This is a genomic window from Flavobacterium sp. N1719 (assembly GCF_025947045.1).
GTDB classification, from domain to species: Bacteria; Bacteroidota; Bacteroidia; order Flavobacteriales; family Flavobacteriaceae; genus Flavobacterium; species Flavobacterium stagni.
In genome coordinates, this window is sequence record NZ_CP109993.1 from 2,594,028 (window position 1) to 2,618,009 (window position 23,982).

25 protein-coding genes are annotated in these 23,982 nt (G+C 40.9%); 15 read left to right on the forward strand and 10 right to left on the reverse strand.

Features of this window, described 5'->3' with window-relative positions:
* Nucleotide 1: 1 nt before the first annotated feature.
* Nucleotides 2–832 (reverse strand): sugar phosphate isomerase/epimerase, encoded by an 831-nt coding sequence (locus tag OLM45_RS11085; protein WP_264510145.1) that lies wholly within the window; start codon nucleotides 830–832, stop codon nucleotides 2–4.
* Between the two features lies 1 nt (nucleotide 833).
* Nucleotides 834–1,670 carry a phytanoyl-CoA dioxygenase family protein gene (locus OLM45_RS11090; protein ID WP_264510147.1) on the reverse strand — a complete coding sequence of 279 codons (837 nt, stop codon included), beginning with the start codon at nucleotides 1,668–1,670 and terminating at the stop codon, nucleotides 834–836.
* A gap of 145 nt (nucleotides 1,671–1,815) precedes the next feature.
* Here OLM45_RS11090 and OLM45_RS11095 point away from each other — a divergent pair, with 145 nt between their 5' ends.
* Nucleotides 1,816–2,655, forward strand: coding sequence for an AraC family transcriptional regulator (locus tag OLM45_RS11095; RefSeq protein ID WP_264510149.1), 840 nt, complete (start codon nucleotides 1,816–1,818; stop codon nucleotides 2,653–2,655).
* Here the strand turns inward: OLM45_RS11095 and OLM45_RS11100 are convergent.
* From OLM45_RS11100 to OLM45_RS11115, 4 genes are all read right to left on the reverse strand, one after another.
* A complete protein-coding gene (locus OLM45_RS11100; RefSeq protein WP_264510151.1) occupies nucleotides 2,652–3,146 on the reverse strand; it encodes a hypothetical protein in 495 nt (164 codons plus the stop codon). The two genes, OLM45_RS11095 and OLM45_RS11100, sit on opposite strands and share 4 nt — an antisense overlap.
* A 62-nt stretch (nucleotides 3,147–3,208) precedes the next feature.
* Complete coding sequence (locus OLM45_RS11105) at nucleotides 3,209–4,270, reverse strand: WD40/YVTN/BNR-like repeat-containing protein (RefSeq protein WP_264510153.1); 1,062 nt, start codon at nucleotides 4,268–4,270, stop codon at nucleotides 3,209–3,211.
* 146 nt (nucleotides 4,271–4,416) lie between these two features.
* The gene (locus tag OLM45_RS11110) at nucleotides 4,417–5,274 is read right to left on the reverse strand and encodes a M50 family metallopeptidase (RefSeq protein WP_264510155.1); all 858 of its coding nucleotides are present in this window, start codon (nucleotides 5,272–5,274) and stop codon (nucleotides 4,417–4,419) included.
* 152 nt (nucleotides 5,275–5,426) lie between these two features.
* On the reverse strand, nucleotides 5,427–6,269 hold the full coding sequence (locus OLM45_RS11115; protein ID WP_264510156.1) for a helix-turn-helix domain-containing protein: 843 nt from the start codon (nucleotides 6,267–6,269) through the stop codon (nucleotides 5,427–5,429).
* A gap of 395 nt (nucleotides 6,270–6,664) precedes the next feature.
* Here OLM45_RS11115 and OLM45_RS11120 point away from each other — a divergent pair, with 395 nt between their 5' ends.
* The 5 genes from OLM45_RS11120 to OLM45_RS11140 all read left to right on the forward strand — a co-directional run bounded on the left by OLM45_RS11120 (nucleotide 6,665) and on the right by OLM45_RS11140 (nucleotide 11,239).
* Nucleotides 6,665–6,958, forward strand: a complete 294-nt coding sequence (locus tag OLM45_RS11120; protein WP_129462100.1) for an RNA recognition motif domain-containing protein — start codon at nucleotides 6,665–6,667, stop codon at nucleotides 6,956–6,958.
* A gap of 172 nt (nucleotides 6,959–7,130) precedes the next feature.
* Nucleotides 7,131–8,252 carry a DEAD/DEAH box helicase gene (locus tag OLM45_RS11125; protein ID WP_264510158.1) on the forward strand — a complete coding sequence of 374 codons (1,122 nt, stop codon included), beginning with the start codon at nucleotides 7,131–7,133 and terminating at the stop codon, nucleotides 8,250–8,252.
* Nucleotides 8,253–8,267: 15 nt separating this feature from the next.
* Entirely contained in the window at nucleotides 8,268–8,498 is a 231-nt protein-coding gene (locus tag OLM45_RS11130; RefSeq protein ID WP_264510160.1) for a hypothetical protein, read from the forward strand.
* A 1,327-nt stretch (nucleotides 8,499–9,825) separates the two neighbouring features.
* Nucleotides 9,826–10,662: an SRPBCC family protein gene (locus OLM45_RS11135; protein WP_264510162.1), complete on the forward strand. Its 837-nt coding sequence runs from the start codon at nucleotides 9,826–9,828 to the stop codon at nucleotides 10,660–10,662.
* Nucleotides 10,663–10,813: 151 nt separating this feature from the next.
* Nucleotides 10,814–11,239 carry a VOC family protein gene (locus OLM45_RS11140; RefSeq protein ID WP_129462077.1) on the forward strand — a complete coding sequence of 142 codons (426 nt, stop codon included), beginning with the start codon at nucleotides 10,814–10,816 and terminating at the stop codon, nucleotides 11,237–11,239.
* Between the two features lie 148 nt (nucleotides 11,240–11,387).
* Here the strand turns inward: OLM45_RS11140 and OLM45_RS11145 are convergent, their stop codons facing one another.
* The gene (locus OLM45_RS11145; protein WP_264510164.1) at nucleotides 11,388–12,980 is read right to left on the reverse strand and encodes a S41 family peptidase; all 1,593 of its coding nucleotides are present in this window, start codon (nucleotides 12,978–12,980) and stop codon (nucleotides 11,388–11,390) included.
* A 66-nt stretch (nucleotides 12,981–13,046) separates the two neighbouring features.
* Between OLM45_RS11145 and OLM45_RS11150 the strand changes: the two genes are divergently transcribed.
* A complete protein-coding gene (locus OLM45_RS11150; RefSeq protein ID WP_264510166.1) occupies nucleotides 13,047–13,460 on the forward strand; it encodes a DUF2809 domain-containing protein in 414 nt (137 codons plus the stop codon).
* A 30-nt stretch (nucleotides 13,461–13,490) separates the two neighbouring features.
* Here the strand turns inward: OLM45_RS11150 and glmM are convergent, their stop codons facing one another.
* Nucleotides 13,491–14,879, reverse strand: a complete 1,389-nt coding sequence (gene glmM, locus OLM45_RS11155; protein ID WP_264510168.1) for a phosphoglucosamine mutase — start codon at nucleotides 14,877–14,879, stop codon at nucleotides 13,491–13,493.
* A gap of 741 nt (nucleotides 14,880–15,620) precedes the next feature.
* Between glmM and OLM45_RS11160 the strand changes: the two genes are divergently transcribed.
* The 5 genes from OLM45_RS11160 to OLM45_RS11180 all read left to right on the forward strand — a co-directional run bounded on the left by OLM45_RS11160 (nucleotide 15,621) and on the right by OLM45_RS11180 (nucleotide 18,855).
* Complete coding sequence (locus tag OLM45_RS11160; RefSeq protein ID WP_264510170.1) at nucleotides 15,621–15,992, forward strand: response regulator transcription factor; 372 nt, start codon at nucleotides 15,621–15,623, stop codon at nucleotides 15,990–15,992.
* Between the two features lies 1 nt (nucleotide 15,993).
* A complete protein-coding gene (locus OLM45_RS11165) occupies nucleotides 15,994–16,383 on the forward strand; it encodes a hypothetical protein (RefSeq protein WP_264510172.1) in 390 nt (129 codons plus the stop codon).
* A 184-nt stretch (nucleotides 16,384–16,567) separates the two neighbouring features.
* On the forward strand, nucleotides 16,568–17,503 hold the full coding sequence (locus tag OLM45_RS11170) for a hypothetical protein (RefSeq protein ID WP_264510174.1): 936 nt from the start codon (nucleotides 16,568–16,570) through the stop codon (nucleotides 17,501–17,503).
* Nucleotides 17,504–17,589: 86 nt separating this feature from the next.
* Nucleotides 17,590–18,186: an ACP phosphodiesterase gene (locus OLM45_RS11175; protein ID WP_264510176.1), complete on the forward strand. Its 597-nt coding sequence runs from the start codon at nucleotides 17,590–17,592 to the stop codon at nucleotides 18,184–18,186.
* Nucleotides 18,187–18,855 (forward strand): DNA alkylation repair protein, encoded by a 669-nt coding sequence (locus tag OLM45_RS11180; RefSeq protein ID WP_264510178.1) that lies wholly within the window; start codon nucleotides 18,187–18,189, stop codon nucleotides 18,853–18,855.
* On the opposite strand, the gene OLM45_RS11185 is transcribed toward OLM45_RS11180, so the two are convergent.
* Both OLM45_RS11185 and OLM45_RS11190 read right to left on the reverse strand, forming a co-directional pair.
* Nucleotides 18,847–19,404 (reverse strand): hypothetical protein, encoded by a 558-nt coding sequence (locus tag OLM45_RS11185; protein ID WP_264510180.1) that lies wholly within the window; start codon nucleotides 19,402–19,404, stop codon nucleotides 18,847–18,849. The genes OLM45_RS11180 and OLM45_RS11185 overlap by 9 nt on opposite strands.
* Before the next feature lie 2 nt (nucleotides 19,405–19,406).
* On the reverse strand, nucleotides 19,407–20,336 hold the full coding sequence (locus OLM45_RS11190; protein WP_264510181.1) for a hypothetical protein: 930 nt from the start codon (nucleotides 20,334–20,336) through the stop codon (nucleotides 19,407–19,409).
* A 169-nt stretch (nucleotides 20,337–20,505) separates the two neighbouring features.
* Here OLM45_RS11190 and OLM45_RS11195 point away from each other — a divergent pair, with 169 nt between their 5' ends.
* From OLM45_RS11195 to OLM45_RS11205, 3 genes are all read left to right on the forward strand, one after another.
* Nucleotides 20,506–21,525, forward strand: a complete 1,020-nt coding sequence (locus tag OLM45_RS11195; protein WP_264510184.1) for an SIMPL domain-containing protein — start codon at nucleotides 20,506–20,508, stop codon at nucleotides 21,523–21,525.
* Nucleotides 21,526–21,533: 8 nt separating this feature from the next.
* Nucleotides 21,534–22,043 (forward strand): hypothetical protein, encoded by a 510-nt coding sequence (locus OLM45_RS11200; RefSeq protein WP_264510186.1) that lies wholly within the window; start codon nucleotides 21,534–21,536, stop codon nucleotides 22,041–22,043.
* A 77-nt stretch (nucleotides 22,044–22,120) separates the two neighbouring features.
* Nucleotides 22,121–23,941: a chloride channel protein gene (locus OLM45_RS11205; protein WP_264510188.1), complete on the forward strand. Its 1,821-nt coding sequence runs from the start codon at nucleotides 22,121–22,123 to the stop codon at nucleotides 23,939–23,941.
* Nucleotides 23,942–23,982 lie beyond the last annotated feature (41 nt).

Here is a 23,982-nt window from a genome sequence, read left to right on the forward strand (position 1 = left end):
GTTAAATGTTATTTTGCAAAAATTGTTTCATGGAAATATTAATATCCCATTGTGAAGCAAGTGGCTCGCGAGTAAAGGGCTTCAAGGGCATGTAAGGATAAGGACCAAACTCGGGTGTAATGGTAAACGATTCAAGTCCACGCTTTTGATGGTACCCTAAAATGGTTTTCCACCAACTCAAGTAAAGTTCGAGATAACCGGACCACTCTGGTGCAAAGGGGTGATTAACTTGAGCGGCCTGCTCAAATCCAATTCGAGCATGAATATGTTGAATATGGGGAAATACCTTTTGTAATAATTCGTGTTGGTCTGCTAAATTACTTTCGGACACTACACTGAAATGGGAAAAATCAGCAACCAACTTTAATTGAGGAAATACCTCAAAATAATCCACTAACGACTTTAAATGAAATGAAAATCGACCCCGATGAATTTCATGCCAAATGGGAATTCCAGAAGCTTTAGTTAATTGTTCGGTCTGCTCTAATAGTTTACAATTCTCAGTAAAACTATAATAATCCTTACCCGTATGGGAATTAATTGCATTGGGTTGTAAAGTAGTCAGGTATTCCAAACGGTCAAGCATTCGTTGGGAATACTCTGCAACACTTTCCGTTCGGTGGGTGGCTACTTGTTGTGCGATAAAGTAAAAACCGGGATGCGTTGTAGCTCGAAGTGTTGCTAATTCATCACAAAATTCTAAAACAAAATCAGGATCATTTGGTAGATTAATTTCCACTCCATCATAACCATGATCGGTCACTTTTTTCAAAAAATCTCGCGCTTTTAGCGACTCACACCCCCAATAGGTGCACAGATAGTGTATCTTCATATTATCGGGAGTATAATACAGGATTAAGCGGCGTATCGATAATTTCGCCAATTTTGGCACCGGGACACCAGGTCTCCCAATCGTGAATTTGATTCCGATTATCAGGATTTTTCAATAACATATTCTTATCCATGTATATGACTGTCATCACTTTACGCATTGAGGAAGTAGTGTTGGCACCTGCACGATGGAACACCCAACCCGAATGGAAACTTACTTCTCCCAAATCAAAAGGCTCAATCACATGTTTAAAATCAGTTACTCGTAACTTTTTTTGTATTACTTCCTCACTTTCATCACTGATGGCCAACTCTCGGCCTTCAACAATCGTGTGGCTACCCGCACTAAATTCTAAAGGTCCCATTTCTAAAGGTGTTGGTTGCAAGGGTATCCAAACGGTAACTGTTTTATCGGTCTCCAAAGGCCAGTAATATTGATCGGCATGCCATGGAGTTATACCACCACCCGCCTCTTTAAATAAAGCTTGGTCATGATACAATCGAACACCGTTGACCTGCATCAAGTCGGAAGCAATTTTAGCCAAGCGTGTACTAAAGATAAGCTCTTTAATTAAAGGATTTTCTAACCATAAATTGAAAAGTTGTAAAAACGCCTTCCCATAAGTCGAACGATCTTCAAGTGCACGATTTTCTTGATTCATGCTGTCAACTTGTGCTGTAATTTTAGCATTAAAAAAATCTACGGTTTCATGGTTCAAGACCGACTTTAATTTGATGTACCGGTATTGATTATAAAAAGCAATATCATCAGACGTTAGATTGTATGGAGTTGCCAAAAAAGTGGCAATGGAGTCCGGCAATTGATGTATCGAGTTCATTCAATCATGTATTTTTATAAGAAATAGGTTTAGTGCAATCAAAATTAGACGTTTAATGTTGTATGTTTTAAAGCTATTTTGGCAAAAACTAACACTATAATGAATTATTTTTTACTTTTATATCATATTCTATACAATATACACTATGAAAGCACTATTTGAAAACATTCCCTTAGACAAAGGAAATTCTAGTGTACATGCCTACCGTTTTGAAGTTCCTTACTTCGAATTCAAATGGCATTATCATCCTGAATGGGAGCTAACGTATATTGTAAAAGGAAGTGGATACCGTTTAATTGGCAATACGTTGGAAGATTTTAATGCGGGTGATTTTGTCTTGATAGGTAAGAACGTTCCGCATACTTGGTGCAGTAAAGCACAAGACAATGAACCGGTGGAAGCCATCGTCATCCAATTTGGAACAGCATCCTTAGAATCGGTATTGGCCATGCCCGAAAGTGAATCGGTACAATCTTTATTAAGTCAAGCCTCTCGTGGCTTGCATTTGCAAGATTCCAAACCGTGGGAAAGCAAGTTAATAGCCCTAACACAAACAGAAGGATTTGATCGCGTGGTGGGATTGCTTGCACTACTTCACGCAATTTCTAAAGCGAGGTATCGTTCCATTTGTCCCAACAACCACCACACCATTGTGTCACCCAAACAAGAACTCCGCATCAATACCGTTTGCCAATATATTAGTGAGCACTATAAAGAGCCGATTCCCCTGTCGAAAGTAGCCGATTTGGTGTTTATGACCGAAAGTAACTTTTGCAAATTTTTTAAAAAAGCAACTGGAAAAACCTTCTCCGACTATGTCAATGAAATGCGCATACAAGCCGCCTGTCAACTCCTGCGTGAGAGTGAAATAAAAATAAGCAACTTGGCACAAGAATGCGGTTTTGAAACCTTGAGTTATTTCAATCGGGTATTTTTAGCCAAGAAAAAATGTAGCCCAAAACAGTACCGAAATAGCAGCTACTAAATACCAATTACGTTCATAGCCTGAAATCCGATATTTTCCAGCGCATACGGATATATCAACGCAAATAATGTCGCTTCCAAGAGTGGTGCAGTTGTTCCCGAACTGCGCATCACAAATTGAACGCGTTGGTCTTCAACGCCCAATCCATAAGCGGCCAGCAATGTATCCGATTGGTAGAGTTGTAGGGTGACTAAAGGTAAATTGGCGAACTCCAATTGATAAAACTCATCGGCATATTGCAAGGAATATTTTCCCACAAAGGTGTTTTCTTGTTTTAATTCGACAACCACAAAATCCAAATCATCCACCCATTGTATCGTCTGACTCCAAAAGCCTTTTCGAAGCAGTCGGTAGATTTTACCATTCACCTCCAAAGTAAATGAATGCTTAGTCAAATCACAGGTGAGTACCGCCTTCAAATTCGGTTGATCGACATAAAGCAAAGCATATTGGTTGGTCGCGATTGACTTCCATTGAATTGGTGTTTCCATGGGCTTTATTAAAGGACTTTAATTTATAATAGCTAATTTGAAATTTATAATTCCAGCAGGCTTTACTCCCACTTGAACACATTCACCCCAATAGCGTAACCGTATACTTTCTTATCCGCATCTCTGTAGATTCTAATTTTATTACACGCCCGACCCATATCGATCTTTTGCCATGTTTGACCACCGTCTAAAGTTTCAAAACCACTCGACATTGTACCTACAAAACCATGGTTCTCATCGATAAATCCGATACCAAATTCACGGGCACCCGCATCTTCTACCAAGTTCATTTCCGTCCACGTTTCGCCACCATCCACCGTTTTGGCAATGCGCTGTTGCTTGACATTGGGATCCGGATTGTACGATTGAATAGTCACATAACCGACTTTCTCTGAGGGAAATGCCACCTTCCAAGTCGTTTCATACGGCCGATTGGATGTATAGACCTTTTTCCAGGTTGTCCCTCCATCGGTAGTTTTTAAAATTAAGGCATGGGATTGGGTGATATCTTCACTCGTGGCGGCACAGGCAAATCCCGTGTTTTTATCTAACATTTTAATATCAAATAACATTTTACAATCGGCTTGCATGCTGCGGGAGGTCCAAGTTGTTCCGCCATCATGTGAAATCATGATATTTGCCGGACTCCCCACGCGGCCTACGCCGTAAATATGGGTTTTGTAATCTATTTTTCCGTGATTGATGTACTGTTCCTTGACCACATCAAAGGCACACAATCCTTTCACATAGGGTCCTTTATACGCAACGGGCTTCCAGGTTTTCCCGCCGTCTTGCGTGCCATACAACGGAATGGTATCGGTCACATTAGGAAAATAATCTGTACCTACTGTTCCCACAAATCCCACTTTCTCGTCCAAAAAAACAACTGTGCGAAAAAAAGAGCCTTTTTGCTCAAGTTGTTTGGTCCACGATTTACCTCCATCTGTGGTATGGTAAATGCGCCCATAGCCATTCACGTACCAACCCGTATTGCGGTCTACAAACGTAATGTCATCTTGTTTGCCCGCATAGGATTCGGTCACTAACTTTTGCCAACTTGCTGTTTGTGCTTTTGAAAGCAACGAAGTGGCCATCATCACAAAAACAATAATTAATCGATGCATAGTTTTCTGTTTATTAAGGTTTAAAAAATGGAAACAAAATGTGTCGTCACAAACCAACTACGATAATCAATATAAAACGATTATAATTAAATTAATCTTTCTCCAAATATATTCCTAACAATCATAGCGGGAGTCACAGTATTTCTTTAGTCAATAAGTAAGCTTTTCCAAATAGCACTTGGTATTATAATCTTGTAATTTAAAAGAGTTTGTTTTACTGTTTCCGCAAGAGGAATGTTATTATTATCAATAAAATACTGGTATTCAAAATAATATCCCCAAAATTGAATTATTTTATCTTGGTCAGTTTTTAGTTTTTGTATCCTTTCAATCGGTAGATTTTTATAAGTATTTTCAGTTAGTGATTGATTCACTATTTGTAAAAATGCTAATTCAATTTTTCCAATTTCTCCCTTATCCATAAGTCTTTGGTAGCGTTTTCTATCCGTGAAAAATATTCCTGATTTATTCGGAATTGTTGTTGCTAAAAAAATACCAAAAGAAGTAATAGATAATAAACCAAAAAAAGGGTTTAGTGCGGAATCGAAATAGTATAAAATCAATAATGCGATTAAACCAAAAACAAAAGACAATGAAGGACCACTTAACAATATGATCCTATATTTTCTTATGAGTACTTCATCGGTCATAATTTTTATTGGCGAGGTTGCCGCAACACCACCAAAATATTGAATATTGGTATTAAAATATACCTTAACCTTTTCATTTTCTCGTTTTATTCCCAAAAATCCTACAACAAATAACTCCAATCTAAATCCTTGATAAAGTCCTGCCAATAAATGTCCTAACTCGTGAAGAATAATTGCAACGAAAGGTGCAAACATGATGGAAGTAAAAAAAATCACATTCTCTGTAAGACTATCATTTGGAAGAATCTTCATTAGAATAGTTTTTGACATGCAGATATAAGACAAATAAACGATACTCCCTCCTAATAAAAGCCCTAAAATACTATCCTTTATAATTTTTTTATTGAAAGCCATTTTTGAATTATTTTAACCATTGATTTTAAATTTTCGTTTATAATTTTGAAACTAACCAATGTATACATCGATGAATCACGTAACTGTGTAGCCACGTTTTACAATTCAAAAGTAATCGGGTTCTATCGGAATAAGTTGTAAAAAATTGCGAATTAAAGCAGGGAGGGTACTATTCCAAATTTCTTTTTAAATGCTTTGCTGAAAGCGGCGGTATCGGTAAATCCGGTTTGCATCGCCACATCCGCAATTTTAAATTGGTCTTTTATCATCTGATGCGCATGCATCAAACGCAAATGCAAGACATACTGGTAGGGCGTTTGTTGAAAGGCTTTTTTAAAAAGTCGAATAAAATGGTATTCGGAGAGGTTTGCCACAGCGGCCATTTTCATCAAAGAAATATCTTCTAAAAAATGACGATCGATATATATACGGGCATCATTGATAAAATCAAATAAGCGTTGTGACGTTTCCCGCTTAACCACCTCCAACCGTTGGAATTGCTGCATCAATTGCGCATGATCCTTTACGATACACTCCCCCAACGAATAAAATATTTCCGGGTGCAGTTGATGCGTATCCGTGCGAAGCGCTTCATAATAGTGTTCGATTTGTCGAATGGCATACCCCAAATGCGTATGTTGGGCATTGTACCGATTCACCATGCGTTCTTGTGTAAATAAAAAATCTTGGAGCGGACTCTCCTGTCCGTATTCAAAGGTGATGATTTCTTGGAGTTTGAGGGGATTGACATCGATACAAATGCCCAAAACGGGTTGCGGACTATCAATGGTGATTTTTGTATTCGTCGTGGAATTCCCCGTAATGTATTCCCCTGAATGAACCGGATATGTGCGGTTTTGAATGCGGTAATGTTCGCAGCCTTTCACGACATACTTTGCCGAGAAAGCGGTAAAATCGACTACTGCATCAAATTCCTGTACGCTTGATACACGAATAGCACCTCCTTCTGCCGTATGTAAAACCGTTTTATTCATCCTACTTTTTTAGATGACAAACCATTCCATTTGTTACATCATTGAAGGCATTATTTTATTTCAACCCAAAAAAATAGAAAAAATATCTTGCCCATCACAACTTTTTTCAACTGAATTATAAGCACCGTTATTCGAAAGCAAAATCATTGTTAACGACCCTATTTCATAACCAATTACCTTTTTTTGCGGGCAATTTATCCAAAGACAAAAAGCTAACTTTCTGAAAATAAATCACTTTTAATCCCGATTATCCAAATTAACGCCCTACCTTTGTCCCGATTGGTTCTCTGCCAATGCTCGTTCTGAATTTTAAAATTTGTTTTAAGTATCTCTTTTTTCTCTTCAGTTTTGGCGTTTCAGTACTGCCTATTTTAATTTAAAACAATTTTAGTATCATGAACATTTATGTTTCCAATCTGAGTTATAACACCTCAGAATCTGAATTAAACCAAGCGTTTAGCGCCTATGGCGAAGTAACTTCTACCAAAATCATCAGTGATCGTGAAACCGGTCGTCCGCGTGGTTTTGCCTTTGTAGAAATGGCTCAAAAAGAAGAAGGTATTCGTGCCATCTCCAATTTAAATGAAAGCGAATTGAATGGTTTTACCATTTCGGTAGCGGAAGCACGTCCACGTGAAGACCGTAACACGAATTCTCGTAATTCATTCAACAGCTATAAACGATACTAAATACACCTGTTTGTATTTGTTTTCACTCGTATAAGAGTGCCTTAGTATTGGAATTCAATAAGGTGTGACTCGTCCCATAATCGATACCGCCTTATTGTTTCTTTCCCTTCGTCTCCCTTTCTACATCTAAATCGAATACATCAAGGTTAGGTATCCCTAATCCTTAATTCGTATGCGTATGCATTTTCAACAATTTTCATTGCTTCCATCGTTACAACAAGCGATAACCGAAGCGGGGTATTCCACCCCATCCCCCATTCAAGAAAAAGCCATTCCGGTGATTCTTAAAGGACACGATGTCATCGGCTGTGCCCAAACCGGCACAGGTAAAACCGCTGCCTTTGTCCTCCCAATTTTGCAACATCTTGCCCAACATACCCCTCAACAACACGGAAACGTTCGCGTATTAGTGCTTACCCCTACACGGGAACTGGCGTTACAGGTCGAACAAACGTTTCAAACCTTGGGCAAACATACCCAACACCGCTCGCAAGTCATTTTTGGAGGCGTGTCGGAAGTCAACCAAATTCGCGACCTCAAACAACGACCCGAAATAATTGTCGCCACTCCCGGTCGTTTACTCGACTTGGTGCGCCAACAAAAAATCAATCTCCAAGCAATTGAAGTATTAGTGTTGGATGAAGCCGACCGTATGCTCGATATGGGCTTTATTCACGACATGAAAGCGGTCTTAAAATTTATCCCCAAAAAACGCCAAACGCTTTTCTTTACCGCCACCCTCCCCGATTCCATCCAAAAACTGTTGCCGTTGTTTTTACACCAACCCGTACAAGTGGATGCCAATCCGGTTTCTTCCATCAAAACCGCCATCGATCAGTCGGTGTATGTGGTCGAACCCTTAGAAAAAGTGACGGTACTGCTAAATGTATTGCGCAACCATAGCGGGAATCAGTGTTTGCTGTTTACCCGCACCAAACACGGCGCGAATAAATTGGTTCAAAAGCTGGAAAAACAAGGCGTTACTGCCGCTGCCATACACGGCAACAAATCCCAATCAGCGCGACAACGAGCCTTGGCCGATTTTAAATCCCATGCCATTCAGGTCATGGTGGCCACCGATATCGCGGCGCGCGGAATCGATATTAAAGAACTGCCGTTGGTGATCAATTTTGATTTACCCAACGAGGTAGAAACCTATGTCCACCGCATCGGACGAACAGGGCGTGCGGGTCAAACCGGTCAAGCCATTAGCTTTTGCACCCAAAGCGAACAACCGCTTTGGCGTCAAATTGTCAAGCAAAATGGCCGACCCATCACGGAATTAATTCACTAAATCGTATTTTTATTTATGGCAGACTCGTTCGCAAAAAAACAAAGTATTAAAAACAAAGCCCTCAAACAAAAAGAAAAAGACAAGAAAAAAGCCGACCGCAAACTCCACAACAACAAAGGAAAAGGGTTTGACAGCATGATTGTCTATGTGGACGAAAATGGCCACTTTACGGATACCAAGCCCGAACCCAAACTGGAAACCCCAGTCGTGCGTTCAGCACCCCGTTACTTCAAAAAACAAAATTAAGTATACCCTCCCAATGGATTTCTGTTGGGAGTTTTTTTATACGAATTTTGGAACAGCTATACCTAAACGTCCACGCAACCACACAATAGCCCCGAAGCTAGGAAGTGAGGAATCGTAGAGCGGGGATGTAGAGCACGGATTGCAAATCCGCGCGATCGGGTTGCAAATCCGCGCGATCGGGTTTAAAAATTATATTTGTATAGCTAGTAAAGGATTTATTTAATAACCTGTATAGTTATTTTAGGACGAGTCAGGACGAGTCATACTTCGGACTAACCTCGGACTAACCCCGTAGTAACCCCGTGGTAACCCCGTGGTTAACTAATGGTATCCTTTAGGTTACCTTTAGGATACCTTTACCCTAACCCGTTCTAAAGGTTTTTAAAATTATGAGTTAGGAATTAGGAATTATGAATTAGGGACGCTTGTAAATATGAATTTAGAGGAAAGAAAAGGCGTAAGTTATAAGTCGTAAGTCATAAGTCGTAGGTCGTAGGTCAACCCACACATAACGCATAACTCATAATTCATAATTCATAACTCATAATTCATAACTTCTCCCAGTCTTCTCCCAGTCATCTTGCGGTTTACTTCGGTATTCTGCCACGGTTGTGCCACAGTTGTGCCACTAAACGATAGGTAAAAGGTAACATGAATTGCTTCAAATTGGGAGGAAGCCGCTGAGAAGCTGAGCTGCTGAGCTACTGAGTAATTTCTAACAGGAGTGTACTGGAACACAACCTTAAACCTGAAACCTTTTTATAGCCCCTGAGTAGCTGAGCAACTAAGCTTCTGAGAAATTCCAAACATGAGTGTACTAAAACCCAACCTGAAACTTGAAACATTAACCTTACCCAAGCGCAGCGCCTTAATACCCTTAAAACTTCGCGAACTTTGCGAATTCTTAGCCTCTTTGCGGTAAAAAAAAACTAAATTTTAACCATTAAGAAATTTAAGATTTTAAGGTTCTTAACACAACTCTTAATACCTTAATGTTTAAAAAAAATTAATTGTTCCACTTAGAATAATGGGTAATCCATCCTTGTGAAACTTTGTGCCCAACCTTGTGTAACCTTGTGCTCCAATTCCACTTTTAAACCCCATACACTTCTAAACCCAACAATTTCAAACGAAACACCACTTTTCAACGATACAAACTTGAAACCTGAAACTTGAAACCTTTTTATAGCCCCTGAGAAGCTGAGCTACTAAGCTTCTGAGCAATTCCAAACAGGAGTGTACTAGAACCCAACTTGAAACCTGAAACCTGAAACTTTAAACTCATCGATAGACCTAAATCCCTATCTTTACCCAAACAACCAAAACCATGATTACTTTATCTTTTGAACACCACTTCAAAGCCACTCCCGAACGCGTATGGAATGCCTTATGGGATGATGCCAATTACCAACAATGGATGGAAGCGTTTTCTGTGCAATCGCGAGCATTAACCGACTGGCAGTTGGGCAGTAAAGTCTATTTCATCACCACCGAAGGCGACGGGATGGAATCGGAAATTGGGGAAATCATCCCCAACCAACGCATCGCTTTTCACCATTTGCACCAACTCAAAAAAGGTGAAATCGTGACTACGGGTCCGACCTGGAACGGCTACAAAGAAATTTATACGCTTACCGAAACTGAAACGGGTACACATCTCCACATGACGTTGGAAACCCTCGATCATTATGCCGATTACTTTAGAGAAGTCTTCCCAAAAGCCTTCGCTATTGTACAACATATTGCCGAACAACCGGAAAAGACCTTGACGGTGACCACAGCTATTCCAGCGCCCTTGGAGAAAGTCTGGAACGCCTTTACCCAACCCGAGCATGTCGTCCATTGGAATCAAGCCTCCCCCGACTGGCATTGCCCCAAAGCGGAAGGCGTGTTAGAAGTGGGCCAAAAATTCACCTACACCATGGCCGCCAAAGACGGTAGTGTAGCGTTTGACTTGGTGGGCATTTATGACGAAATCGAACCGATGCAGTTCTTACGCTACCACTTTGAAGACCACCGTCAAATCACAGTCAGTTTTGATGTCATGGGTGATACCGTCTACGTGACCCAAACCTTCCAACCCGAAAACATCCACCCGCACAACCTGCAAAAAATGGGCTGGCAATGTATTTTGGAGGCGTTGAAAGGGTATTTGAGCTCCTGAGCCACTAAGCTGCTGAGATGCTGAGCTTGAAACCTATTAATGAGCAAATGTGTCGATATGATACACTATCCCGCTACACTTTTAAACCTGTAAACTTTTAAACCCACAATTAATTTAAAATTTATAATTCATAATTCATAATTTACTAAAGATGCCAACCGTAAACCCCTACCTCATTTTCAACGGCACGTGTGAAGCGGCCTTTTTACATTACCAAAAAGTATTTGGTGGTGAATTCCCCTATATGGGCAAATTTAAAGACATGCCTCCTGCCGAAGGATGCGATCCTCTATCGGAAGAAGAAGGCAACCGCGTCATGCATGTTACCCTCCCCATCAGTGCTGAAACGGTATTAATGGGCAGCGATAGTACGAGTCAGAGCGGACCCGCAAAAATGGGGGATAACGTTCAAATCTCCATCAACACCGAAAGTCAAGAAGAAGCCGATCGCCTATTCACCGGACTCGCAGAAGGCGGTACCGTAATCATGGCCATGACCAAAACCTTCTGGGGTGCTTACTTCGGGATGTGCATCGATGCGTTTGGGGTACATTGGATGGTGAATTTTGATGAGTAATTTTTGAGCTGCTAAGAAGCTGAGATTCTGAGCCGCTGAGCTTCTGAGCTTCTGAGTAATACCTGACGTGTATATACTAGAATCCAACCTGAAACCTGAAACTTGAAACCTGAAACTTGAAACCTGAAACTTGAAACCAATCTAACCGCTACCTCCGCAACTTGACTACATACTCCATCTCCGGGTCTCTTGCTTTTACGCGGTCTTCGGTCGTAGGAATGATTTCGATATCGGGGAAAATGCCACGTCCCTCTTTGTCCGTTTGCGCGACGGGCTGCACGTGCATGAGTCCGAGGCGCACACTGATTTTAGAATGCGGCAAGCGCACGATGGGCATGATACCCGCCACGGTTCCGTTATAAGCGCCTCCCGTTTCTTCGCCCACAAAATAAGTGTTGGGACGTTGTTTTAAGGCCACCGACTCGATACAAGCCGCTGAAAAACTACCACCGTTAATTAATACATACAATTTTTCGGTATAGGCATTGGGTGCAGGATCCACGGGGCGACTTCCTACCAATTTGTATTGGTAGCCACCTTCGGGGCGCTTGGTGGTTCGGAAATAACTAAACGTCATGTAAACAGGATACCCAATAAAGAAAAAAGGATACCCGATTGGGGAAATATTATCCAAAACACCAATCTTCCACAAACTGGTTTTGGACGTCACTTCCGAGGGTTGCAACATCGTAAAGGGTTGGTCGGTAAAATGACGGTATAAATTCACGGCATCGGCGACACGTCCTCCTGGATTGTCTCGTAAGTCAAGCACAAGTGTTTTTAATCCCATGTGTTGAATCGAGTCAAAGAGTAGCGTATACGCTTTGCGGTATTTGCTGGAAGAAAAGTTTTTGACGCGAAGCACATACAAGGTGGAATCCAACTCGGAGCGTTTCAAACTCACCGCACACTCCTTGGTCGTAGGATCATAGCCAAAAATACGCTTCTCTTTACGGGTAAGTTGGCGTTCTTTCTTCACCTTGGCAACGGCTTCCGTCTTGGGTTTCACGGTATCCTTCACCTCACCTTTTACTGCTTTTGGTGGCGCTACTTTCTTCTCTTTGATTTTGCGTTTAATCCATTCGGTATAGGTAGAATCTTTTTGTTTAAAAACGTACAGCAAACTGTCTTGCACGCCCAATTCACCTGTAAAATAAGCAGGCAAACGACGGCCAAATCCTTTACGAATGTACGTTTCATTAAATCCGTCAGAGGTTAACACCGGTCGGTATTGCGCATACAATTGCTGGGGTGTAATCCCATTGATCGAAACAATCTCCGCACCGGGTTTGAGGTATTTTCGATCCGACTTATTTTTCAATACAATCATTTTTTGGTCCAACCATTCCGATGTGAATTGCGAGAGCGGTCCCTCGCCCATTTGCTTTAAATGTTTACGTTGGGCTTTGGTCAACAAAGGTTGGGGCAAACCCGTACTCATGTGCCCTTGACGCACCGAGGCAATCACGGGTGCGATGACAAAATAAAACTCCTTGGTTGTCATGGGTCGGTTGACTACTTGCCGAATACTATCAAATTTAGCCTTGAGCTGTGCTTTCGAAAGATAGCCATCCAAATGCGGATACAACCGATCCAATTTGTGCTGTATGTAATCGATATCCTTGTGTAATTTAACTACTGGAATAGGCGCAGCCAGTTGGGTATTGTATTTTTCAACCGAAGTACAAGCGGTGATGAATACGAGACTGATGAGGAAAAGGAATCGGAGTGTACGGGTCATTGTGTTTTTAAGTTTTAGCAATGATACGCATTTCACTGCAATGGTTCAAAACGATTTAACAAACTCTTGCGCGTTTGGAAAAATGACTACTTTTATCCCATGCAATTCAACCGCTTCGCATTTCTCATTTTTATTTTGTTGTTTCTCACGGAAACCGCTATTGCTTTGTGGGTGCGCGATGCCTTCATTCGTCCCTATTTAGGCGATGTCTTGGTAATCCTATTGATTTATTATTTTGTCAAAAGTTTTTTGCCCTTGCCTACAGCTGTAGTGGCAACCGCTACCCTACTTTTTGCATTTCTCATTGAATATTTGCAATACATGAATTGCATTTCTCTTTTAGGTTTAGAAAAAAATAAAATCGCACACACGGTTTTGGGAGCTTCGTTTGCTTGGGAAGACATCGGTTGTTATGTCGCCGGATTCCTTTTGATTTTCCCTTTAGAAAACTACCGAAATAAAAAAAGCCACTCCGTGTGAAGTGGCTTTTTTAGTACTATAGTCTGCTGCTTATATTCCAGCAACGGTTTTTAATTCGTTGACAAAGCGCACGGCCAAGGCATCGGCTTCGGCTTGTGTAGGTGCTTCGGTATAAATACGAATGATCGGCTCGGTATTGGATTTACGTAAGTGTACCCATTCGGTGGGGAAATCAATCTTCACCCCATCAATCGTCGATATGTTCTCAGCGGCGTATTGTTTAGCAATCGTAGCCATCACTCCGTCCACATCGATTTGTGGGGTCAATTCGATTTTATTCTTACTCATAAAATACTGCGGATAACTCGCCCGCAATTCGGCAACCGTACAATCCATCCCTGCCAAATGCGTCAAGAATAAGGCCACACCTACAAGTGAATCGCGTCCGTAGTGCAATTCAGGATAAATGATACCGCCGTTTCCTTCACCACCGATGATAGCGTTGGTTGCTTTCATCTTCTCTACCACATTCACTTCTCCTACCGCACTGGCTTCATACGAACCCTTGTGCTTTTCGGTAATGTCGCGCAAAGCACGGGACGAACTCATATTGGACACCGTATTACCGGGCGTTTTACTCAATACATAATCGGCTACGGCTACCAAGGTATATTCTTCACCAAACATTTCACCGTCATTGGAAATAAAGGCCAAACGGTCAACATCCGGGTCAACTACGATGCCAAAATCGGCTTGTTCTTCTACAACCAACTTACAAATGTCGCCCAAATGTTCTTTCAACGGTTCGGGATTATGCGGGAAATGGCCATCGGGGGTACAGTATAATTTGACCACCTCAACACCCATTTGTTCCAACAACTTCGGAATGATAATTCCGCCCGAAGAATTCACGCCATCCACCACTACTTTGAATTTGCGCTGGGCCACGGCATCCGCATCCACCAAAGGCAATTCCAATACTTCATCAATATGAATATCCATATAGGCGTCATTCACGGTGATTTCGCCCAAATCATCCACTTCTGAAAAATCAAAGGCTTCGGCTTCGGCAATTTCTAGGATTTTGGCACCATCGGCACCGCTTAAAAATTCGCCTTTCGCATTCAATAACTTCAACGCATTCCATTGTTTGGGATTGTGTGAGGCCGTCAAGATGATACCGCCATCAGCTTGCTCAAGGGGAACAGCCACTTCCACAGTGGGCGTTGTCGAGAGTCCGAGATCGACCACATCAATCCCTAAACCTATTAAGGTATTCACGACTAAGTTATGAATCATCGGACCCGAGATTCGGGCATCGCGACCAATCACTACTTTGAGTTTATCTTTTTGAATTTGTTGTTTAAGAAAAGTTCCGTAGGCAGAAGCAAACTTTACGGCATCAACTGGCGTGAGATTGTCACCCACTTTTCCGCCAATGGTTCCACGGATTCCGGAGATGGATTTAATTAGGGTCATGTGTTATTGCATTTACATTCGTAAGTGACAAAGATAGCGGTTCTCAAAAAAAAGGAGGATGCTGTTAAAAAAAAATTAAAAAAGTTAAAACCATACCGTAAACCCTTAGTGATTCACGCTTTCTTTTCCGACAATTCAACAGCCAAGCGCTTTAAAGAATTGTACAGTAAAGATAGGACTCCCTAAATACAATATTAAAGATAGGTTTTTGTGAGGACCGAACACTGCCAACTACTTTTAAGCGTAGTAGTGGGTAGCAGTTCGGTTTTTTTATGGGTTAAAATCACCATTTTATCCGATGAATAACACGAAAATTTGCTCTTTTTTCATTCATCGAGTTTTTTATCCGTATACCGATTTTATGCGGTTAACTTACTTTACCCTTGTATTTTTGATTTCGAATTAAGGACTTCAATCCTTTTACTTAACTAGTGAAAAAGGAGTCCGCTGGAAGTGAAATCTCAAAAACAAACTATAATTACTTTCGAAAGCCAATTTCTTTACAGAAATTGGCTTTTTTCTTATAAAACCCCTTGATTATAAGTCATCTAACTTATTTTAATTTATCGGTCAACAACCTATTTTACCGCCCATTTACATTGAATTTCACAAAATGAAACGTTAATCGAGTTTTTAGTGCACAGAGCGATTTTATTTGAGTACGAAGGAGATGCCTACTAATTTTGTATTTGTTAAACCCCAAATTATAACCACAACTTCGGTTGGCTTATACTAGATTCTATGAAGAAAGTATTGATTATCGAGGACGATAAAATGATCAAAACGATTTTACAGTTTTTGTTAAATCGTGAAGGGTATCAAACTGATTTCGCTGTAGAAGGTAAAGAAGGAATGGAAAAATTACGTTCTTTCAATCCTGATGCCGTGATTACTGATGTGATGTTACCATATCGTTCCGGAATTGAGATTGTTTCTTTGAGCAAAAAATTGAATCCTAACCGACCCGTATTCGTTGTGTCTGCTTTAGGCAATGAATCGGTTACATTAGAGCAAGCCATTGAACAAGGAGCTAATGAAGTACTTTCAAAACCTTTTAACCCCGAAGACATCTTAGAAAAACTTAGATCTGCATTTTTATTAGAAGCGGTTTAATATGCAAACATCCATGATTAGTCTTAATCGAAACAACTATCAAACCTATTTATTTGTAGGCTTGTGCTGGTTGTTTCCCATAACTATTGTCTCGTTAACTATTGGCCCTGTTCAATGGCTCAATCAATGGGCTACGCAACATCATTGGAGTGCCAATTACCGTTTTACCGGACTTATAATTCTGACATTAATCATTGCTCTTTCCATTGTTTTTTTAACCAAGTATACAACCCGGTTGTTATTCCAAACCCAAGAAATCAGTTCGCCCATACACAAAGGATTATGGATTTTCTTGACCTTAAGTTGTATCGCTTCATTAAGCTGGTTGGTATATAAGCCTGAATTATTTAACGCCATAAGTCAGTCACTCGCCTACATCCCACTTCGCTAAAATATGAGGTTGTTGAAAACCTGTTCGTAAGATTTTACGAAAATACACAAGAACACCCCTTGTAAATTCGTTTTATAAAGTAGTTATATCGAGTTTTTTACCCGTATACCGATTTATTTTTTCAAATTGAAATGAACCCGTTTATTTTGCATTTTGCAAATTACAAAAGGTAAATACAGTACTAATGATCGCATTTAATTTCTTTGCGCTATTGCAACAAATCACCGCCACTTCTCTAGGAAGCGTGGTGTTGCCAGTGGTGGCCGGAATTACGGTGGTCTATATCGTTTACACGCTTTTCCAAAAGTCACAACAACCCAAAATTGTTCTTGATACGCCTGATGAAGAAGAAGTGATTAATTCGTTTCTTTCCTCTTTTTTCTCCGGGGAATGGGATGCCATAGAAACCCGTATTGAATTGGAGTATTTTAAAAATAAAGTGCTTCAAAACAATATGCCGCGATTGCGTGAATTCACCACAAAAATTCTTTCTTCTGCTTCGCCGTATGCCTTGTCAAACAATCGAGAAAAGTTAGAAATTCTATTGCAAGAATTAGAAATCAATGCCTTTGTAAATCGTGAAATCGCTACGGGGAATTCCGAGCAACAGCGACAAGCCATTCAATGGGCAATTCGGGCTAACAACCGTTCTGCGCTTCCTTTTATTGAAAAAGCAGCACAACTTCAAATGGGTGATGCTCGCTTGGAATCGCTAAGTGCTTTAATCCAATTAAATGAGTTCCAACCTACAGCGATTAAAAATTTACCGTTTCAACTGAACGACAACGAATTACACCATTTAGTTGGTTTGTATTCGGATAAAGTAAATTTACTTCACGATCAATTAAATACGTGGTTAATTGCTTCCCAACCGCAATTGGTGAAGTTTTGTTTGTTATTGGCCAAAGAATACCAACTAACTGTTGATTCGCGTACGCTTCAATTTTTAAGTTTTCACCAAGACAAAAAATTAGGGGCACTTGCTATGGAAATTTTAGACGGGTACTTGCACCAAAACAAAGCTACTGAGTCCCTACAAAATTTCCGTAAAACGACTATTTTACAACATAAAAAGGAAGAAACGACTCCCAATTCCAATTCCAATTTGGCTATAGGTTAACTGTTTTTTCGCACTTTCCTTAACACAGGATTGGGATAACCTTCTCAAAAAGTTGCTATCTTTACCCAAGAACCGCAACTTTTTTTATGAATTTCCTAGCACATATTTACCTTTCGGGCGACCAAGAATTGCTAAAAATTGGCAATTTCATGGCCGATAGTGTGCGGGGGTCGCAATACAAAAGTTATCCCGAAGCGATTCAAAAAGGCATATTACTCCACCGCTTCATTGATAGTTTCACCGATGCCCATCCCATTTACCGCCAAAGCAAACACCGCTTGCACGAAAAATACGGCCACTATTCGGGCGTCATCATGGATATTTTTTATGATCATTTTCTGGCTAAAAATTGGAGCAAATACCACACGACACCCTTAGAAACCTATGCCGAAACATTCTATACCCTTCTCAAAGAAAAACACAGTTGGCTCACTGAACGGGCCCAACACATGGTTCCCTTCATGATTGCCCGTAATTGGCTGGTGAGTTATGCCAGTCTTGACGGTTTGGAAAAGATTCTGTTTCAAATGGACCGCCGTACCCAACAACGGGTGAGCATGCATGAAGCGATGGTCGAACTCCAAACCTATTACTCCGAATTTGAAAATGAGTTTTTCCATTTTTTTAAGGAATTAGAAGAGGGCTGTCAGCAAAAATTAATCGAACTCAATACCCTTTCCTAAATGACCGCAATCGAAGAATTACAGGAACTTTTTAGACAACACCGCAAACCCGAACAAGTGGAAGCCATGGAAAATTATATGAAAAATAATTTCCAATTTTTAGGGTTAAAAACCGACAGTCGGCGCGGACTTTTTACCGAATGGTATAAAAAACATGAACAAGAAATAAAAGCGGATTTTAGATCAATAGCCCAACAGCTTTTCGAAATGCCTTACCGGGAATTCCACTATTGCGGCATGGAAGTATTGATCAAAGCCATCAAAAAAAACTACCGAAAAGAAGATATCCATCTTATCGAATTTTTCTTAATCAATCAATCCTGGTGGGATACTGTTGACGTTGTAGCCAAATACCTTTTGGGGGGCTATTTACAAGCCTTTCCCGAGGAAATTCCGACAGTAATCGAACACTTTTCTGCATCGGATAATTTATGGCTTAACCGCAGCGCCATAATTTTTCAATTGAGTTACAAAGCCAACACCGATTTTGATTTACTCAAAGCCGAATGTTACAAACACAAAGATTCCAAAGAATTTTTTATCCAAAAAGCCATCGGGTGGGCACTCCGCGACTACAGTCGGTTTAATCCCGAAGGGGTGCGAACCTTTGTAGAAAACACCGATTTAAAACCTTTGAGCAAACGGGAAGCCTTGCGTAACTTACCGTAATTCCATATTGCCCAAACGGTATTGATAGGTTTGCTGTTCATGCGACCCAAACTGTTGGGGTTGCAATTGGAAAAAGACGGTTTGAGCAACCGTATAATCCCGTGTCGCTTCATTTTGAATACAACGAACAGTGTAACCATTTTTCCAACTTTGGTAGGTCACCGAATTGTAGTTCACCCGTTCGGAAACCGTGAGTTGCAAAGGTGCCGTTTGTGCCAATTTTTGAAATAAGGTTTTTATGGGAATCAATGTAGGCGTAGTTGAAGTAACATCAACCACAAGTGTGGAATCATTCACAAACAAAGCCAAACAAGCGATTTCCATTTCGTTGCGAAGGGACGCTTCTAGCGAGGTTTGAGACAATTGCTGCAAGTAAAAAAACAACTCCTGAATTTTAAGATCCGAATTTTCTTGATAAGCAGCAAAAACAGGGACTGCAAAAACCTGCTGTAAACTTTTATGCTCACTGGTTTTCACAGACTCCGTAGCCGCTTGACTCCACAAGGAGCCCCCGCTCAAAATAATCCCTAAAAGAAGTAGCCTATACATGCTTATTCTTGTTTAATTCGTAGTTTTCGGATCGTACCATCCGGTTCATTTTCCAAGGTAACAATTTCCCAGCGTTTGAGTACGGGTGTCGGAATCGTGAGTTTGCGCACAAATTCCGTTTTGTTATAATACTCCGTTCCCAATCCGCCTTTCAACATCACCAACACCTCCAAATCGGGAGATAAAATCTTTTGCAATTGCTGCTTTCGCTTTTGCCAATCTTGAATATCCGCCTTCAAAAAAGCTTTCACCATCATCGCATAATCATCGGGTTGCAATTGTACCACGGGCGCATTTTGTTGGGCATCCGATGGCGGTAATTGCACGATAGTATCTTTATAAAACGGACTCTTCACCAAAACTTTCACGGGTTGGGTTGCGATTTTCTTTTGCAATTCCTGCTTCGTCATCGGTTGTTGTTGGGCCGAATCGGTCACTTCATACACCTGAACTTCGGCACTATCAATGGGCTCTTTCGTATATTGGTTTTGTAAACGAACAGGAACTTCTTTTGGTTCCGATTGCGAAAATCGATGATTAAGCATTACACCAATTACCACCAGCACTAACACCCCAAGGAGTAATTTCCAACTGCGACCAAACGATGGAATATTTAGCTCCTTTTCTGTAGCAATTTCCGAAGCTGTAGAAGGAACAAAACTAAAGGCATCCCAACTCGCTACTCCCACAAAACGGCACAATACATTAAGCATCGACTTGCGCGGCAACTTGTCATTGGACTCGGGTTTCAAATGGGTGTAAATCCATTTTTCACTCACCGTTTCTTTGCATTCCGATTCCAATAACGCAATCAAATTCAGAATATCTTGAGAAGAAAACGTTTTCCATGTCCCCTGAAAATACGGATAATGCTCACGGTAGCGCTCGAGCACTCGTGTTTTCAATTCCTGAAAAGCTTGCATTTCGTTCATTCCGACGTTCAAAATTAAGGAGCGATGGGTCAAATTTCGCAGAAAATCCACTGCAAATTCACTGTAAAAATAACCAAATTACTTTACAGTAAAGAGAAAGTTGATTTGCCAAAGGTTGGAAACACCCATGACTAATTTTGGTTCATCAAATTTTAAAAATCAATATCCTATGAACACAAAAGTAATTTTAGCCGCTGCATTAGGCACAACATTTATGCTTTCGGCACAACATTCAGGAAATGCCAACTATACCGAATCTTCGGGCAATGCCAACTACGAACTTCAAAAAGGCAATGCCAACTACCACAACAACAATTATACTGTGAATCGGGTGAACACACTTCAAACCACTTCGAGTAGTGAAAACGAAATGGTAATTGTTATCAAAGGCATTTACAATGAAAAAGCCACGACACAAGTTGCCACCTTCAGCGTATTACAACTGGGAAAATCAGCCGAAGAAGCCACCAACCTCATGGACGAGCGCATCAACAATGTGATCAAAGAATTGGACGCCTACAGCAAAGACATAGTGGTGATGACCGACATGATTTCGTTTGTCCCCACCTATGAATATGCCGTAGAAAAGAAAATCTTTAATCCAAAAACCTACAATGAAAAACCGGCCGGATTTGAATTAAAAAAGAACCTCATTATCCGTTTTCGAACCAGTCGCGACATGGATAAAATTATGTCCATTTGTGGAAAAAATGAAATCTATGACTTGGCCAAAGTGGATTATGTGACGGTTAATTTTGACCAAATTCGCACCCAAATGCAGCGCAAAGCCTTGGAACAATTCAAAGAAATGACCGCGAATTATTCCTCCCTCATGAATATGGACCTCACCAAAAAAGAGAAAACCATTCAAGAAGGATTCAACGTGACCTACCCCATGGAAAGTTACCGCAATTACACGGCCTATTCTCAAGCTTCTTCCAACTTTGATCCGAAGAGTCAAGTGAACGACATCAAGAAAAACACCACCGAATATTACAATCCGGCCTTAATGAAAGACCACAATTTTGTGATCAATGGCGACGTGGCCGAACCTTCGATTCAAGCGTTTTACGACTTAACCATTCGCATTAAATTAAAAGAAGACCAATTGCCGAAAAACACCATCATTCGCAACAACCGCTATTATATCGTGACCCCTGCGGGTGACATTAAATTGTTGAATTTATAATGAAAAGCATGAAAAAACAGGCGCTATTAATGTTGCTTTTCCTATGCTCGCTAGGTTATGGACAAGCCTCGGGTTCGAGTGAACTGAACCTCACTCTCCAATTCGATTGGAAATTTCCGGTCGAAAAAATCAAAATCTATTCCTTTGAAAAAAAAGGAAATTATCTTGAAAAAATAAATTGTACAACCGATCATTCCACCAACTCAATCACGATTCGTGGAAGTATTTATTACATCACAGGGGTAAATTTTCCCACACTCGTTTGCAGTTACGAGGACTTTGTGTACATCGACAACACCCCGATTGAAAAAAACAAGTTGTTTTACTTGATCACTAACGGACTTCAATCGGTTGCAACAGACAAACCCTTTGTATTTACGGAGGATGTGGGGGTCATCGAAATTAAAAGAATACAAAAAGAAGGGAGCTATGATATAGTCATTAACACTTATCCTGAGTTAATTTTTACGCCAAAGAACCGAATTCCTTTTACCAATACCACACTTCGATTGAAATAAAAAGAATCAAAAGGGAGCTTCGGTTCCCTTTTTTGTTCCCAAAGAAAAAGAGTACCTTTGCCATTCAAATATAAGGTATGGGCAACCGGAAAACGGCAACAGTTTTAGTGGGCTTACGCAAAGGTATGCGACGCTTGGAGACCGTGTTCTTCATGGCGAAAGCCGTCCTTTCGGAACGTAATTTCATCTACCTTTCCAGTGTAGCCGTAGCGGTTTCCTGCGCTTTGGCAGTAATCATCCTGAAAAACTTCGCCCACAACGTTTTTCTCTTTGCCAATTACGTTAATCAATACCTCAAATTGCCGTATGCCAATAGTATTTTCCCAATTATCGGAATCCTACTTACGGTCATTGTCATTCGTAAATTCTTAGACGGATCCATCGAAAAAGGAAGTTCGCGCATCCTTTATGCAGTTGCCAAAAAAGGCGGGATTATGCCCCGCAAACAAATGTATGCGCAAATCGTTACGAGTTCGCTCACCGTCGGACTCGGGGGCTCTGCAGGGTTGGAGAGTCCGATTACCATTACCGGAGCTGCTTTTGGTTCAAACTACGCCCAGAAATACCGCTTGTCCCAAAAAGACCGTATTCTATTGTTGGCTTGTGGTGTTGCGGCCGGAATTGGCGCTGCCTTCAACGCACCCATTGCCGGCGTTTTGTTTGCCATTGAGGTAGTGTTAACCGACGTGAGTATTTCGGCCTTTATCCCGATTATGATCTCTGCAGCCACGGGCGCTTTGGTGTCGAATATTTTGTTGAGTCAGGACATCTTACTGAGTTTTAAAGACATCAAGCCGTTTGATTACCACAATATACCGTATTACATTCTTTTGGGGTTAGCCTCAGGATTGGTTTCGGTGTATCACGCGCGGAACTTTAGACGGGTCGAACATTTTTTCACCCGTTACAGACTCAATTCCTACCGCCGTGCTTTTGTCGGGGCACTACTCTTAGCCCTACTCATTTTCTTCTTTCCCACTCTATTTGGAGAAGGATACGAAAGCATCAAAACCCTATCAACCGCACATCCAGAAAGTTTGTTGGACAACACTTTACTCGAACCCTTCAAATCCAAAGAATGGGTATTGCTCGGGTTTGTGGGTATCATCGTTTTTCTAAAGTCGTTGGCTACCGGACTCACACTGGGCTCCGGAGGAAATGGCGGAAATTTTGCGCCTTCCCTTTTTGTGGGATCGTATTTGGGATTTGTGGTGGTGAAAATCATGGACCTCACGGGTATCAATTCCCATTTACCTGTGGCCAACTTCACCATGGTGGGTATGGCGGGTATTTTAAGTGGATTGTTTCATGCGCCGCTTACCTCGATTTTCTTGATTGGAGAAATCACAGGCGGTTACGACTTGATGGTCCCGCTGATGATGGTTTCTTCCATCAGTTTTGCCGTTTCCCGAAAATTTGAAAAACATTCCATGGACGTGAAAGCCTTGGCCGACAAAGGCGAAGTGTTTACGGGGGATAAAGATAAAAATGTCTTGTTGAGTATAGATTTTTTATCCCATGTACAGTTAGAATCCAAAACCTTCCAACTGACCGATTCCGTGGAGGATGTTATTCAAGCCTTACAATCCACCCAACAACCCCTGTTCCCGGTGTTGGACGACAAAAACAAAGTCATCGGCGTCTTGGATATCAACCACTTAAAATCCTTTATTTTCAATGCCTACCGGGTAAAATTTGGCTCCATCGAAGAATGGATGCAACCGGTGGAAACGGTGTTAAATCACGACGACGGTATGGAATTGATTATGGATAAATTTGATGCCGCCCAACAAAACACCCTAATTGTTCTTAAATCCGGAAAATACTACGGTATCGTAAACAAATGCGATTTGCTGGAAACCTACCGACTGACATTAAAAGGAATGGTGATAGAGTAATTAGGAATTATGAGTTTTGAATTATGAATTAGGGGTGCGTA

What these genes read in the sequence shown, in the direction of transcription:
- OLM45_RS11085 (WP_264510145.1), bottom strand. Translation starts at nt 832, where the DNA reads ATGAAGATACACTATCTGTGCACCTATTGGGGGTGTGAGTCGCTAAAA.
- OLM45_RS11090 (WP_264510147.1), bottom strand. Translation starts at nt 1,670, where the DNA reads ATGAACTCGATACATCAATTGCCGGACTCCATTGCCACTTTTTTGGCA.
- OLM45_RS11095 (WP_264510149.1), top strand. Translation starts at nt 1,816, where the DNA reads ATGAAAGCACTATTTGAAAACATTCCCTTAGACAAAGGAAATTCTAGT.
- OLM45_RS11100 (WP_264510151.1), bottom strand. Translation starts at nt 3,146, where the DNA reads ATGGAAACACCAATTCAATGGAAGTCAATCGCGACCAACCAATATGCT.
- OLM45_RS11105 (WP_264510153.1), bottom strand. Translation starts at nt 4,270, where the DNA reads ATGCATCGATTAATTATTGTTTTTGTGATGATGGCCACTTCGTTGCTT.
- OLM45_RS11110 (WP_264510155.1), bottom strand. Translation starts at nt 5,274, where the DNA reads ATGGCTTTCAATAAAAAAATTATAAAGGATAGTATTTTAGGGCTTTTA.
- OLM45_RS11115 (WP_264510156.1), bottom strand. Translation starts at nt 6,269, where the DNA reads ATGAATAAAACGGTTTTACATACGGCAGAAGGAGGTGCTATTCGTGTA.
- OLM45_RS11120 (WP_129462100.1), top strand. Translation starts at nt 6,665, where the DNA reads ATGAACATTTATGTTTCCAATCTGAGTTATAACACCTCAGAATCTGAA.
- OLM45_RS11125 (WP_264510158.1), top strand. Translation starts at nt 7,131, where the DNA reads ATGCGTATGCATTTTCAACAATTTTCATTGCTTCCATCGTTACAACAA.
- OLM45_RS11130 (WP_264510160.1), top strand. Translation starts at nt 8,268, where the DNA reads ATGGCAGACTCGTTCGCAAAAAAACAAAGTATTAAAAACAAAGCCCTC.
- OLM45_RS11135 (WP_264510162.1), top strand. Translation starts at nt 9,826, where the DNA reads ATGATTACTTTATCTTTTGAACACCACTTCAAAGCCACTCCCGAACGC.
- OLM45_RS11140 (WP_129462077.1), top strand. Translation starts at nt 10,814, where the DNA reads ATGCCAACCGTAAACCCCTACCTCATTTTCAACGGCACGTGTGAAGCG.
- OLM45_RS11145 (WP_264510164.1), bottom strand. Translation starts at nt 12,980, where the DNA reads ATGACCCGTACACTCCGATTCCTTTTCCTCATCAGTCTCGTATTCATC.
- glmM (WP_264510168.1), bottom strand. Translation starts at nt 14,879, where the DNA reads ATGACCCTAATTAAATCCATCTCCGGAATCCGTGGAACCATTGGCGGA.
- OLM45_RS11160 (WP_264510170.1), top strand. Translation starts at nt 15,621, where the DNA reads ATGAAGAAAGTATTGATTATCGAGGACGATAAAATGATCAAAACGATT.
- OLM45_RS11165 (WP_264510172.1), top strand. Translation starts at nt 15,994, where the DNA reads ATGCAAACATCCATGATTAGTCTTAATCGAAACAACTATCAAACCTAT.
- OLM45_RS11170 (WP_264510174.1), top strand. Translation starts at nt 16,568, where the DNA reads ATGATCGCATTTAATTTCTTTGCGCTATTGCAACAAATCACCGCCACT.
- OLM45_RS11175 (WP_264510176.1), top strand. Translation starts at nt 17,590, where the DNA reads ATGAATTTCCTAGCACATATTTACCTTTCGGGCGACCAAGAATTGCTA.
- OLM45_RS11180 (WP_264510178.1), top strand. Translation starts at nt 18,187, where the DNA reads ATGACCGCAATCGAAGAATTACAGGAACTTTTTAGACAACACCGCAAA.
- OLM45_RS11185 (WP_264510180.1), bottom strand. Translation starts at nt 19,404, where the DNA reads ATGTATAGGCTACTTCTTTTAGGGATTATTTTGAGCGGGGGCTCCTTG.
- OLM45_RS11190 (WP_264510181.1), bottom strand. Translation starts at nt 20,336, where the DNA reads ATGAACGAAATGCAAGCTTTTCAGGAATTGAAAACACGAGTGCTCGAG.
- OLM45_RS11195 (WP_264510184.1), top strand. Translation starts at nt 20,506, where the DNA reads ATGAACACAAAAGTAATTTTAGCCGCTGCATTAGGCACAACATTTATG.
- OLM45_RS11200 (WP_264510186.1), top strand. Translation starts at nt 21,534, where the DNA reads ATGAAAAAACAGGCGCTATTAATGTTGCTTTTCCTATGCTCGCTAGGT.
- OLM45_RS11205 (WP_264510188.1), top strand. Translation starts at nt 22,121, where the DNA reads ATGGGCAACCGGAAAACGGCAACAGTTTTAGTGGGCTTACGCAAAGGT.